A 13,582-nucleotide genomic window follows, 5' to 3' on the forward strand; every position below is an offset into this window, starting at 1 on the left:
ACTTAAAAGCAATCTTCCGGCACTCGGACTTGTCCTTCCATAATCACGCGTGCGCTACGGCTCATGACCGCTTTGGTGGCCGTCCATTGTCCGTCCTGACATTCGGCGGCTGCACCGACACGCAGTGTGCCTGACGGATGACCGAAGCGGACTTCTTTACGCGCTCCGCCTCCGGCTGCAAGGTTGACCAGCGTTCCGGGCACGGCGGCGGCGGTAGCAATGGCGACTGAAGCGGTACCCATCATGGCGTGGTGCAATTTGCCCATGCTCAGCGCGCGTACCAATAAGTCGATGTCGGCAGCTTGGACGGTTTTGCCGCTTGAAGCGGTGTAATCGGCCGCGGGGGCGACAAAAGCGACTTTCGGAGTATGGGCGCGGGTGGCGGCTTCGGATACATCGCTGATCAAGCCCATTTTCAGCGCGCCATACGCACGGATGGTTTCAAATTTTTCCAAAGCCGCGGCATCGTTGTTGATGTCGTCTTGCAACTCTTTGCCTGTGTAGCCCAAATCTGCGGCATTCAGGAAAATGGTTGGAATGCCGGCATTGATAAGCGTGGCTTTCAGACGGCCTATATTCGGCACATCAATTTCATCGACCAAATTGCCGGTTGGGAACATACTGCCTTCGCCGTCGGCCGGATCTAAAAATTCGATTTGTACTTCAGCGGCAGGGAACGTTACGCCGTCAAGCTCAAAATCGCCTGTTTCCAAAACTGCGCCGTTTTGCATCGGCACATGGGCAATAATGGTTTTGCCGATGTTTTTCTGCCAGATTTTGACGGTACACAGGCCGTCTGAAGGGATTTTGGATTTATCAACCAAGCCTTGCTCGATGGCAAATGCGCCCACGGCGGCGGTCAAATTACCGCAGTTACCGCTCCAATCGACAAAAGGTTTGTCGATGGAAACTTGTCCGAACAAGTAATCGACATCGTGATCGGCGCGTTCGGATTTGTCCAAAATTACGGCTTTGCTGGTGGACGAACTGGCGTTACCCAAACCGTCAATCTGTTTGCCGTAAGGGTCGGGGCTGCCGAGTACGCGCAAGAGGATTTTGTCGCGTGCCTCGCCTGCTTCCTGCGCAGCGGCCGGCAGATCGGTGCGTTTGAAGAAAATGCCTTTAGATGTACCGCCGCGGTAGTAAACGGCGGGGATTTTAATTTGCGGCATTTCGGGTTCTCCTTTGTATTTTTAGTATGGTTTTTTCAGACGGCCTCTCAAACATTCAAGGCCGTCTGAAAACCTTTTTGGGCGTAGCCCGGGCATTTTGACGATGCCCGATTTACCTTACGCTGCATTTCCTTCCAAAAAGTCCTGTGCAAACCGTTGCAGCACGCCGCCGGCTTCGTACACCAACACTTCTTCTGCAGTATCGAGGCGGCAGGTAACGGGGACTTCGACGGTTTCGCCGTTTTTGCGGTGGATGACGAGGGTCAGGTCGCCGCGCGGTTTGCGTTCGCCGACCACATCGTAGGTTTCCGTGCCGTCCAGTTGCAGGGTGTGGCGGTTGGTGCCGGGTTTGAATTGCAGCGGCAAAACGCCCATGCCGATGAGGTTGGTGCGGTGGATGCGCTCGAAGCCTTCGGCGGCGATGGCTTCCACGCCCGCCAGCCGCACGCCCTTCGCCGCCCAGTCGCGGCTGGAGCCTTGGCCGTAGTCCGCACCGGCGATGATGATGAGCGGCTGTTTGCGGTTCATATAGGTTTCGATGGCTTCCCACATGCGCATGGTTTCGCCTTCGGGTTCAACGCGTGCCAGCGAACCTTGGCGTACGCTGCCGTCTTCGTTTTTCACCATTTCGTTAAACAGTTTCGGATTAGCGAAGGTGGCGCGTTGGGCGGTAAGGTGGTCGCCGCGGTGGGTGGCGTAGGAATTGAAGTCTTCTTCGGGCAAACCCATTTTTGCCAGATATTCGCCTGCCGCACTCGCCGCCAAAATCGCGTTGGACGGTGAAATGTGGTCGGTGGTGATGTTGTCGGGCAAAATCGCCAGCGGTCGCATACCTCTTAATGTGCGTTCCCCTGCCAATGCGCCTTCCCAGTAAGGTGGGCGGCGGATATAGGTGGACATCGGACGCCAATCGTACAGTGGGCTTGGGGCTTTTTGCGCTTTGCCGGTGTCGAACATCGGCACATACACGTCGCGGAACTGCTGCGGTTTCACATATTCGGCAACGACGGCATCGATTTCTTCGTCGGTCGGCCAAATGTCTTTCAGGCGGATTTCGCGGCCGTCTGCAACGCCGAGTACGTCGTTTTCAATATCGAAACGGATGCTGCCTGCCAGCGCATAGGCAACAACCAAAGGAGGCGAAGCGAGGAAAGCCTGTTTCGCATACGGGTGGATGCGGCCGTCGAAGTTGCGGTTGCCCGACAATACGGCGGTGGCGTACAAATCGCGGTCGATGATTTCTTTCTGGATTTTCGGATCGAGCGCACCGCTCATGCCGTTGCAGGTGGTACATGCGAAGGCGACGATACCGAAGCCGAGTTTTTCCATTTCGGGCAACAAGCCTGCTTCTTTCAAATAAATTTCAGCTACTTTTGAACCCGGGGCAAACGAAGATTTCACCCAAGGTTTGCGTTTCAAGCCGAGGCGGTTGGCATTGCGTGCCAACAGCGCGGCGGCGACAACGTTGCGCGGATTGGAAGTATTGGTACAGGAAGTAATCGCAGCAATAATCACTGCTCCGTCAGGCATTTGGCCGTCTGAAGGCTCTTCGTAAGGCTTCGCCAGCCCTTTTGCCGTCAAATCGACGGTGGCAAAACGCGCGTGCGGGTTGCTCGGGCCTGCCATATTGCGCGTTACGCTGCTCAAATCAAATTTCAATACGCGAGGATAAACGGCGGTTTTCAAGGCATCTGCCCACAAGCCTGCGGTTTTGGCGTAGGTTTCTACCAATTTCACTTGCGCGTCGTCGCGTCCGGTCAGTTTCAAATAATCAATGGTTTGCTCATCAATAGCAAACATCGCGGCAGTCGCGCCGAACTCAGGGGTCATGTTGGAAATGGTGGCGCGGTCGCCGATCGACAGGCTTCTTGCACCTTCACCGAAAAACTCGACAAATGCGCCAACCACGCGCTCTTTACGCAAGAATTCGGTCAGTGCCAACACGATGTCGGTGGCAGTAATGCCCGGCTGGCGTTTGCCGGTCAGTTCAACGCCGACGATATCGGGCAGGCGCATCATGGACGCGCGCCCCAGCATCACCGTTTCCGCTTCCAAACCGCCCACACCCACGGAAATCACGCCCAGCGCATCGACGTGCGGCGTATGCGAATCGGTGCCGACGCAGGTATCGGGAAACGCCACGCCGTTTTTAACTTGGACGACGGGCGACATTTTTTCCAGATTGATTTGGTGCATGATGCCGTTACCCGCCGGAATCACGTCCACATTTTCAAAGGCGGTTTTCGTCCAGTTGATAAAGTGGAAACGGTCTTCGTTGCGGCGGTCTTCGATTTCGCGGTTTTTGCGGAACGCATCGGGGTCGTAGCCGCCGCATTCCACCGCCAGCGAGTGATCGACAATCAGCTGCGTCTGCACCACCGGATTCACTTTGGCAGGATCGCCGCCCTTCTCTGCAATCGCATCGCGCAAACCTGCCAAATCCACCAACGCTGTCTGACCCAGAATATCGTGACACACCACGCGCGCCGGATACCAAGGGAAGTCGATTTCCTGTTTTCCCTCAATCAGCTGACCCAGCCAGCTTTGCAGCGTAGGCAGGTCGACTTTGTCTGCGCGGTTGACCAAGTTCTCAGCCAAGATGCGGCTTGTGTAAGGCAGCTTGTCATAAGAGCCTGGTTTGATGTCTTCACACGCCTGACGCGCGTCGTAATATTCCAAATCCGTACCGGGTAAAGCTTTGCGGTAGCGTTGGTTGGCAGTCATGTCGGTTCTCCTAAATCTATTCTTTTTTTGGTTTTGGGTTTCAGACGGCCTGTTGATTCGGACCTTAAGGCCGTCTGAAACCATAAATTCTGTTTTATTGCTTGTTGTCTGAAATCTATTCGCGGTATGAAAAAAAATTGCTGCTCCGCTACCATCATTCCCGTATAGACGGAAATCCAAACTTAAATTTTTCAGCACTCTTTACAGCAGGACATTTCAACTTTTGAATTTCTGCCTGTATGGGAATGACGACAGCAGAGCAGCATGTTTTCCAAACGGCCGGCTCTCTCTCTCGCATACTGCACTAGGCCGTCGAAAAACGAAAACATCATTTATTCATTGTTTTCAAACGGCATTTCGAGATGGGGCGGGCTGGCGGCCCACCCTGCTGTTACGCGTATCAACGGTTTTCAATCTCCACGAATGCCAAATCTTCAGGGCCTGTGTAGTTTGCGCTCGGACGGATGATTTTGCCGTCTTTGCGTTGCTCGAGAACGTGTGCGCTCCAACCGGTTGTACGGGAAATCACGAACAGCGGTGTGAACATAGCGGTCGGTACGCCCAATTTTTGGTAGGAAACGGCGGAGAACCAGTCCAGATTCGGGAACATTTTTTTCTCTTCCCACATCACGCTCTCCAAGCGTTCGGCAATGTCAAAGAGGCGCATATCGCCGGTTTCTTTGCTCAAACCGCGTGCCACTTCTTTAATAACAACGTTGCGAGGGTCGGAGATGGTGTACACCGGATGACCGAAACCGATCACGATTTCTTTGCGGCCGATACGTTCGCGGATGTCTGCTTCGGCTTCGTCGGCATTGCGGTAGCGTTTTTGAATATCGTAAGCCACCTCGTTCGCACCGCCGTGTTTCGGACCTTTCAAGGCGCCGATTGCACCGGTAATGCTGGAGTACATATCAGAGCCTGTACCGGCAATCACGCGGGCAGTGAAGGTAGAAGCGTTGAACTCGTGTTCGGCATACAGAATCAGTGAAACGTGCATGGCTTTGATGTGTGATTCGCTTGGGCGTTTGCCGTGCAACAAGTGCAGGAAATGACCGCCGATGGTCTCTTCGTCGCTTTCAACTTCAATGCGTTTGCCGTTGTGCGAATATTGATACCAGTACAAGAGGAGGCTGCCGAGGCTGGCAATCAGTTTGTCGGCGATGTCGCGCGCTTCACTTTCCGGATGGCTTTCACGTTCAGGATGAACGCAGCCCAGCATGGATACGCCGGTACGCATCACATCCATCGGATGGGTATGTGCAGGCAGGCTTTCCAAAACTTTAATCACACGGATAGGCAGGCCGCGCATGGATTTGAGCTTGGTTTTATAAGCGGCCAGCTCGAATTTGTTGGGCAGATGACCGTGAATCAGCAGGTGGGCGACTTCTTCAAACTCGCATTTTTGTGCCAAATCCAAGATGTCATAACCGCGATAGCTCAAATCGTTGCCGGTACGGCCAACGGTACACAATTCGGTATTACCGGCCGCAACGCCAGAAAGCGCAACGGATTTTTTAGGTTTGAAAGTCGGGGTTTGAGTAGTTTCAGTCATGGTATTTCTCCTTTGTATTTTTGTGGGTTTTATTTTTCAGACGGCCGATGCGGATTTGTTGAAAGGCCGTCTGAAAGCGGTTACTTATTTTTGAAACAATTTATCCAGTTTTTGCTCGAAGGCATGATAGTTTAGATGCTCGTACAGCTCGGCACGGGTTTGCATACTGTCAACCACTGCGGCCTGAGTTCCATCGCGCATAATTGCTTCATAAACATTCAGAGCGGCTTTGCTTGCTGCGCGGAATGACGACAGTGGATACAGCACCAGTGACACGCCGTTTTCAGCCAGCTCGCTTTGGGTATAAAGCGGAGTGGAACCAAACTCGGTAATGTTGGCCAATACAGGTACTTTCACTGCATCTGCAAATTGGCGGTACATTTTCAAATCGGTCATGGCTTCAGGGAAAATCATGTCTGCACCGGCTTCGACACAAGCCTGAGTGCGTTCGATAGCGGCATCCAAACCTTCTACCGCCAGCGCATCGGTACGCGCCATAATCACAAAGTTCTCATCAACGCGCGCATCTACGGCAGCTTTGATACGGTCGACCATTTCATCTTTAGAAACGATGGCTTTGTTCGGACGGTGGCCGCAGCGTTTTTGCGCTACCTGATCTTCGATGTGAACTGCTGCAACACCAGCGCGTTCAAAGTTGCGAATGGTACGGGCAATATTGAATGCACCGCCCCAACCCACATCGATGTCCACCAGCAGAGGCGTATCCACGTTGTCCGTAATGCGTCGCGCGTCGATCAGAACATCTTCCATTGTGGTGATGCCCAAATCAGGGATACCGCAAGAGCAGGCTGCCACGCCGCCGCCAGACAGGTAAATCGCTTTGAAACCGCTTTGAGTGGCCAATCGTGCAAAATAAGCATTGACGCAACCGACCACGGCAAGTGGATTTGATTCTTTCACGGCTTGGCGGAAACGTGCTCCGGCAGAGTGTTGACTCATCATATTTCTCCTTTATAGACTTTTTTCATCAGTATTAATCGGACGGCTCGGTTTTTTCACAACTTGAAACGAACCGTTTAAAAAGAAACAATCGTTCTAAAAACTGTTTTCAGACGGCCTGTAAAATTTCAATCATCAACCATCTGAAAATTTAAAATCAATAAATACAAATAGTTATCAAAACAATAAATACAATAAGGCTGAAGCAGAGGTGTACGTTTTTTAATTTTTATTAATCAAAATATGAATTCGATTGGAGATACAGATATTTTAAAACCCGAAGCGTTTGTAGGAATACGGAAACTGGATTCGGGTTGAGAGCCTTCAGACCGTCGGGACTGCCAATAAACTGGCGGCGACGGGAGCGGCAGAGATGGGAGAAAATCTATAACAAGAGAGAGTGGTTTGATACAGATTCATGATGATGTTCCTTTGTAGTGCGATGTAGTTTTTATTTATGGAAACAAATTTAAAAAATAAAACCGGTCTTGTCAAACACTTTTTTCAAAAAAATTATAAAAATTTCAGTTATTAATAAACGATTTTTTTGCAACAAATGTAAAAAATGGACAGGCTGTACCACATCAAATCCTTGCGTGGCTTAGCTTCTGTCCGTTTTGTGCTTTTGGCTTATAGTCAAAATAATTGTAAACAATCTATCCAAAAATAATTTATAATTGATTCATTTATAAGGAACTTTTAAATATACCTTCTGAAAAATTTTAAAATTTTAGCCTTTAAATTTTCAGACGGCCTTTGCATGATGACTACTCTGCACTAAATGCCGTCTGAAAAGTCTGTTTGCCAATGGTAATGTCGGCAGTGTAATCATGGCGGCCTTCGACGCAAAACGGCAAGCGGATTTGCGCAGCCTGCCAACTTTGTGGCGATTGTTGCGTCAGGTTATAGCGGTTGAAGCCCATGTTCATGTTTTTCATACTGAAACTGATACTGACCGCACCCGTATTCTCCGGCACATTCTCCACCACAATATCAAACGGCTCGTGTGTATTGATAGAGGTCGCACGCACTTTTGAACCGTCAGGCAGAACGCAGCCTTGTGTCAGACTACATTCGACTACATTCGCTTTTGTCTGTTGCCGCTGCCACCAATCCAAGAGCAGCAGTTTAGCCGCCGCAAACACAATCAGTAAAACAGCAGCAATCAGTAGTTTTTGATTTTTACTCATTTCAGACGGCCTCAATATCATTATCGATCAAAACAGCATGCGCACCCATGCTCTGCCACTGTTCGCGATAAATGGAAACCATACTTTCCGGAGCAGCTGCAATCAACGGCATAGCCACGCCTTGCGCCAAAATATCCATAACTTGCTTGGCGGCCGCTTCATTCGCCACTTTCCATACGACGGCATCCGCATTTTGCACCTGCTGCCATTGTTCGGCATTTTCAATGATTGGCCATGCGCTAGACGCTTCTATCGGCTTGCCTTGCTGCCAATCGGCAAATTCCAACAATACGGCAGATGCGGTTTGATGCTGAGCCGACATATATGGCACAACATGATATTCGCCCATGCTGTTTTGACCGCTCAAGCCGCTTTTCAGACGGCCTTGAAGCTGGCGCGGAATAGAGAGGGAACGTAATAATGCGCTATTGGCAGGCAACATCGGCGCAACGGTAAAATCCCCTGCCTTTTGCCATGCCCATTTCTGCCCTTCCCTCGATTGGATTTCGCCCGCCCATTGGTCGGCTTCTACCCATAAAAAATGCAGGCGTACATGTGCGTGTTCGTAGGAATGGACTTTGGTCAGCCATGGCGTAGCGACGAGGATACGGATGCCGAGTTCTTCTTCAAACTCGCGTTGCAAGGCTTGAAAATCGCTTTCGCCTGCTTCAACCTTGCCGCCGGCAAATTCCCAATAGCCGGCATACAGCTTGCCCTCCGGGCGGGAACTGAGCAGGTAGCGGCCGTTTTTGTCGAGCAAAATCCCAGCAACCACTTGCACCAATGGACGTGTGTCTTCAGTCATCATGAGATTATTCTTATATGAGGCAGGCGGCGACACCTGCCGATTTATGTGTAAAAAAAAACGATGTCGGGCCTATACGCCCGACCTTTGACAAATACCTAACTCTTCAGGCCGTCTGAAAAGGATGCTCTATTTCAGAATACTTAAATCCGGCCTTATTTTTCCGCAATGACAAAAGCCATGACGGTATCCTCTTCATCGCTCATGCTCAGATGACAGCCGCGGATGCCCTGCTCTTCCAGCCATTTGGTCAAAGCCGGTGCAAAAAACAATTCAGGCTTGCCCAATGCATCATGCCCAACACCGATATTGCGGAAGGACACCACGCCGCGTATGCCCGTCCCGACGGCTTTGGCAAAAGCCTCTTTGGCGGCAAAGCGTTTGGCAAGATAGTTAACCGGTTTGCCTGCCTGCGGAAACTCCAACAGCTCTTCCGGACTGAGAATGCGTTGCGCAAATGCCAGTCCGAATTTTTTGTTTAGGCGGATAATGCGTTTGAGGGAAACAATGTCTGTACCTATTCCGTAAATCATGGGTCTGCTCCTTGTTTAAATAGTCAGGCCGTCTGAAAGTGTGGATACCGGCCAAAGCAAACCGCTTTAGCCTGTATGGCTGATGCCGTTAAGGCAGCATTCTTGCTCTGAACATGACTTCCTTCATCTGGCGGACAGCTTCAGGCAGGCCGAGGAAGAGTGCTTGGGAAATCAGCGAATGGCCGATGTTCAGCTCGCGGATGGCGAGAATTTGAGCAATCGGCGTAACATTGTGAATGGTCAGGCCGTGTCCGGCGTTAACGACCAAACCCAAATCGCTGGCGTAATGCGCGCCGTTTTGAATGCGCTCGAATTGTTTTATTTGCTCGGCGTGGCTGTGCGCATCGGCATATGCACCGGTGTGCAATTCGATAACGGGTGCGCCGACATCATAAGCGGCTTGGATTTGCGCGTTGTCGGCATCGATAAACAAAGACACGCGGATGCCTGCGCCGGTCAGGATTTTGGTGAATTCGGCCACTTTATCCTGTTGCGCCAATACGTCCAAACCGCCTTCTGTAGTCACTTCTTGACGTTTTTCAGGCACGAGGCACACATCTTCAGGCATGACGTTGAGCGCGTTTTCCAGCATTTCTTCCGTCAGCGCCATTTCCAAATTCAGACGCGTGCGGATGGCGTTTTTAACGGCGAACACGTCCGCATCTTTAATATGGCGGCGGTCTTCACGCAAGTGCATGGTAATCAAATCTGCGCCGTGGGTTTCCGCAATCAGCGCCGCCTCGACAGGGCTGGGATAAATCGTACCGCGCGCATTGCGGACGGTGGCAATATGGTCGATGTTTACGCCTAACAACATAATAATGTCCTTTCATTAAGGTTTCAGACGGCCTGAGCCTTTACCTACAAAGGCCGTCTGAAAAAATTCAACTGCCCAAACCAAACTGCTGCAACTGCTGCAAAACCTGCCGAGACTTAATGCCCTCTGGTAGAAGGTTGTCAATCAAAAGCCGCGTCACTTTCAAAGCCTGACCGAGGCTTTCCTGATGAACGAAACTACCTTCCCTCAAATCGATTAAAGTCGCGCCCAATACGGCCACGCCCTTATTGAGTGTGTGAAAGCGGTCGGCCTCAGACAGGGGAATTACAGCCTCTTCCGGTGTGAGCCAATAAGTTTCTTCGCCGTTAATTTCATTGCCGTTGCCGTCATGGAACAAATCGGGGGCAAAGCCCAAGCGTGTCAACAGAGACCATTCAAAACGGCGCAAAGCGGCAATGTGGTTGGCCTCGCAACAGATGGTTTTCATGGTTTCCGCCAAAACATCGTAAAGCTCGGGCAACGGGTCTTCGCGGACGGTCAACTTCAGCATCAACTCGTTCACATACAATCCGCTGAACAAAGCCCTGCCCTGCGGTTGCGGCCACCCGCCTATCCATTCGGCGCGATGCAGGGTCTTCAACTCTTGCGAGCCATACCAAGACGCGCTCACCGGCACAAACGGCACCAACACGCCGCGCAATTCACTCTGCCGTTTGCGCGCGCTTCTGGCCAACAAAGCCACCCGCCCATAGCGGCGGCTGAAAGCCTCCACCCACAAGCTGCTCTCGCGCCAAGGGGCGGAAGCAAGCAGAAAGATAGGTTCGTGGTTGATGCGGTTTGGTTGCGCCATAAGGGTTTGGAAAGATAAAGATTGTGTCGATTATAACGGAAAATCGACGCAAAAAGGCCGTCTGAAAGTCTGCCTTCTATAAAGTCCGTCTGAAAACCTTTATAATCCGTTTTGAATAAACAACCGACTTTCCTGTGTTTATGCCGAAATTCTCTTTTAAATCTGCCCTTTCCCTGCTCTCCGCAGCCCTATTATCCGCCTGCTCACTGGTAAAATATCAGCCTGTTGCCGGTATTGATACGGTCGACCTGCAACGCGGCTACCGCTTTGAAACCAGCCGGCTTCAGCGCAACGACGAAGACGATACGCTTGTTGTGTTGATGTTCTCCGGCGGCGGTACGCGTGCGGCGGCCTTGGGTTATGGCGTGTTGGAGCAGCTTCATAAGCAGCAGATTACTATCGGCGGCAAAAAACAGTCTTTGATGTCGAATGTCGATGTAGTGGTCGGCGTATCCGGCGGCTCGGTTTTGGCAGCTTATTTTGCACTCAAGGGCGAAGAAACCATTCCTTTGTTTTATAAACGTTTCCTACACCAAAACTTCCAACGCCAAGTCGTCAAACAAGCATTTTCCATGTCCAATCTGCCCCGACTGGCCTCGCCTGAATACGGACGCGGCGATCTGTTACAGGAGCAGTTTGAAAACTACCTTTTCGGCAAAACCACTTTCCGCGATTTGGAAAAAAATGCCAAAGGCCCGTTTGCCATCATTTCCGCCACCGATATGGGCATAGGCGAGCGTTTCAATTTCACGCAGGAATATTTCGACCCGATGTGTATCGACTTGGGCGACTTGCGACTTGCCCGCGCCGTCGCAGCTTCAAGCTCCGTGCCTATGGTATTTGCACCGATTACCCTAAACAACAACGGCGGACGCTGCAGCTACACGCCACCGATCAAAATCGAAGATGCAGACGACAGCGAAACAGGCAGACAACAAAGCCGCACCATAAAAGAATTTTACGAGCGCTTCCAAAAATACGCAGACGGGAAAAACCGACCCTACATCCACCTGATAGACGGCGGCCTGACCGACAATCTGGGTATGCGTAGCCTTTTGGATATGACGGAAATGTACCCGGAAAAAATCCTGACAAACAAAATCCTGCAAAACAACATCCGCCATATCGTCGTCATCAACGTCAATGCGCAAAACCAAGTCAGCAGCAATTTGGACAAAACTGCGGCCGTTCCCGGTTTCCGCGACGTCGTCTCCTCCATCGTCAATATCCCCATTGACCAAAACTCGCAAGAATCCCTGCGCCGTTTCCGTGCTTTCGTCGATCAGTGGAATAAAGACAAACAAACCGACGGCATCAGCTTCTCCTTCGTCAGCCTCAACCTCAAAGACCTCCCTCCTTCCGAGTTGAGGGAAAAAGTATTGAACATTCCGACCAGTTTTTATCTGCCGCCGGAAGATGTGGACAACCTGCGTACCGCCGCTGCCGAACTGATGAAGCAATCGTTGGACTACCGCAACCTGCTGGCAGAATTCGGAGCGCACCCCAATCCAGACACCATCTTCGCAGCCCCGCCTCCGGATGCACAAGAGTTCAAACCATTGAACGAAAAGAAAAAGCAGTAGTAAACTGTTCCATAAAGTGCGGCTCTGTTAAAATATATGCTTCATTTTATATTTCAGACGGCCTCAATACCCAAGGCCGTCTGAAACACTTAACAATAAATAGAATCCAACCATGACCAAATTAAACACTCCCATCGTTACCGACATTGACCGCCCCATCCTCGTTCCGCCCGGCGGCCATAAAAAAGTCCTGCTGCATTCCTGCTGCGCCCCATGTTCCGGCGAAGTGATGGAAGCCATGCTTGCCAGCGGCATCGACTACACCATTTATTTTTACAACCCCAATATCCATCCGCACAAAGAATATATGTTGCGCAAAGAAGAAAACATGCGCTTTGCGGACAAATTCGGCATTCCCTTTGTCGATAAAGACGACGACTACGAAAATGACCGCAAAGAATGGTTCGCCAAAGCCAAAGGCATGGAATTTGAACCCGAACGCGGTATCCGCTGCACCATGTGTTTCGATATGCGTTTTGAAAAAGCGGCCCAATACGCTCATGAAAACGGCTTCCATGTTTTCACCAGCTCACTGGGCATTTCACGCTGGAAAGACATGAAACAGATCAACGGCTGCGGCCATCGCGCTGCCGAACCGTACGATGACTTGGTTTATTGGGATTTCAACTGGCGCAAAGGCGGCGGCAGTGCACGCATGATTGAAATCAGCAAGCGCGAGCATTTCTACCAACAAGAATATTGCGGTTGCGCCTACTCCCTGCGCGACTCCAATGCCCACCGCAAATCGCAAGGCCGCATCCCCATCAAGCTGGGCGTATTGTATTACGGTGATGAATCCACCCAATACGAGCCTCAAGCCGAAAACAAAATCATTATTGAGAAATAAATATCAAAGGCCGTCTGAAACATTCAGACGGCCTTTGTTTAAATCAGACGATTAACGGCGGCGGAATTTGCCGTGATCAAAATCATCAAATGCCTGATAAGCAGCTTGGCATTGAATTTTTTGCTCGGCATAAGGCAAACCGCGGAACGCTTTTGCCGCTTTACGGTTTTCCCTCAACTCGGCCTTGTTGCCTTTATAGCGATACCAAGCAGCACGGCGCTCAAGGTATCTCTTGCAAGCAGGATGCAATTTGTTTTTCTTCGCATGCTGGTGTTTGCTCACATGATGGCCATGCGGTTTGGCCGCCGCCTCTGCAGAATAAGTACCCAAGCTCAATACGGCAACCACTACCAGTGCAGAACCTAAAGTTTTCAGTGTCAACATGATTTGCTCCCAGTTTAGGTTGGATAGTCATCCCATTATATGCCTCGCCTAATACATCGACAAACTTCTCAATATGTTTCATGATAAATGAGTGTAAGCAATTACAGCACTATCCTTCTTGCTTTGCAAAATTTAACACACCTTCCATGCAGACAGAAGCCGAATATAAATTTCTTTATTTCATAAGCCTCTAGCTAATGT

12 protein-coding genes are annotated in these 13,582 nt (G+C 50.8%); 2 read left to right on the forward strand and 10 right to left on the reverse strand.

Translation table 11 applies throughout. The annotated features are described in order from the left end of the window. Nucleotides 1-2 precede the first annotated feature (2 nt). From prpF to recO, 9 genes are all read right to left on the reverse strand, one after another. Nucleotides 3-1,172, reverse strand: a complete 1,170-nt coding sequence (gene prpF, locus DBY97_RS07915) for a 2-methylaconitate cis-trans isomerase PrpF (RefSeq protein WP_107857986.1) — start codon at nt 1,170-1,172, stop codon at nt 3-5. Between the two features lie 117 nt (nt 1,173-1,289). Continuing rightward, nucleotides 1,290-3,896 (reverse strand): Fe/S-dependent 2-methylisocitrate dehydratase AcnD, encoded by a 2,607-nt coding sequence (gene acnD / locus DBY97_RS07920; protein WP_107857987.1) that lies wholly within the window; start codon nt 3,894-3,896, stop codon nt 1,290-1,292. A 400-nt stretch (nt 3,897-4,296) separates the two neighbouring features. Then, nucleotides 4,297-5,451 (reverse strand): bifunctional 2-methylcitrate synthase/citrate synthase, encoded by a 1,155-nt coding sequence (gene prpC, locus DBY97_RS07925; protein ID WP_063075771.1) that lies wholly within the window; start codon nt 5,449-5,451, stop codon nt 4,297-4,299. Nucleotides 5,452-5,535: 84 nt separating this feature from the next. After that, complete coding sequence (gene prpB / locus DBY97_RS07930) at nt 5,536-6,411, reverse strand: methylisocitrate lyase (protein ID WP_199900756.1); 876 nt, start codon at nt 6,409-6,411, stop codon at nt 5,536-5,538. Nucleotides 6,412-7,178: 767 nt separating this feature from the next. Beyond that, nucleotides 7,179-7,601 carry a hypothetical protein gene (locus tag DBY97_RS07935; RefSeq protein WP_107857989.1) on the reverse strand — a complete coding sequence of 141 codons (423 nt, stop codon included), beginning with the start codon at nt 7,599-7,601 and terminating at the stop codon, nt 7,179-7,181. A gap of 1 nt (nt 7,602) precedes the next feature. Continuing rightward, nucleotides 7,603-8,406, reverse strand: coding sequence for an NUDIX domain-containing protein (locus tag DBY97_RS07940; RefSeq protein WP_234394544.1), 804 nt, complete (start codon nt 8,404-8,406; stop codon nt 7,603-7,605). 155 nt (nt 8,407-8,561) lie between these two features. Continuing rightward, entirely contained in the window at nt 8,562-8,939 is a 378-nt protein-coding gene (gene acpS / locus DBY97_RS07945; protein ID WP_107857991.1) for a holo-ACP synthase, read from the reverse strand. Between the two features lie 88 nt (nt 8,940-9,027). Next, on the reverse strand, nt 9,028-9,756 hold the full coding sequence (gene pdxJ / locus DBY97_RS07950) for a pyridoxine 5'-phosphate synthase (RefSeq protein ID WP_107857992.1): 729 nt from the start codon (nt 9,754-9,756) through the stop codon (nt 9,028-9,030). Nucleotides 9,757-9,823: 67 nt separating this feature from the next. After that, nucleotides 9,824-10,567: a DNA repair protein RecO gene (gene recO / locus DBY97_RS07955; protein WP_107857993.1), complete on the reverse strand. Its 744-nt coding sequence runs from the start codon at nt 10,565-10,567 to the stop codon at nt 9,824-9,826. Between the two features lie 140 nt (nt 10,568-10,707). Here recO and DBY97_RS07960 point away from each other — a divergent pair, with 140 nt between their 5' ends. Together DBY97_RS07960 and DBY97_RS07965 are read left to right on the forward strand one after the other, a co-directional pair. Continuing rightward, a complete protein-coding gene (locus DBY97_RS07960; protein WP_107857994.1) occupies nt 10,708-12,150 on the forward strand; it encodes a patatin-like phospholipase family protein in 1,443 nt (480 codons plus the stop codon). A 112-nt stretch (nt 12,151-12,262) separates the two neighbouring features. Then, nucleotides 12,263-12,997, forward strand: coding sequence for an epoxyqueuosine reductase QueH (locus DBY97_RS07965; protein ID WP_107857995.1), 735 nt, complete (start codon nt 12,263-12,265; stop codon nt 12,995-12,997). A 51-nt stretch (nt 12,998-13,048) separates the two neighbouring features. On the opposite strand, the gene DBY97_RS07970 is transcribed toward DBY97_RS07965, so the two are convergent. Then, nucleotides 13,049-13,381, reverse strand: coding sequence for a stress response protein (locus DBY97_RS07970; RefSeq protein WP_107857996.1), 333 nt, complete (start codon nt 13,379-13,381; stop codon nt 13,049-13,051). Nucleotides 13,382-13,582 lie beyond the last annotated feature (201 nt).

This window comes from Neisseria subflava (assembly GCF_003044645.1).
GTDB lineage: Bacteria > Pseudomonadota > Gammaproteobacteria > Burkholderiales > Neisseriaceae > Neisseria > Neisseria subflava_B.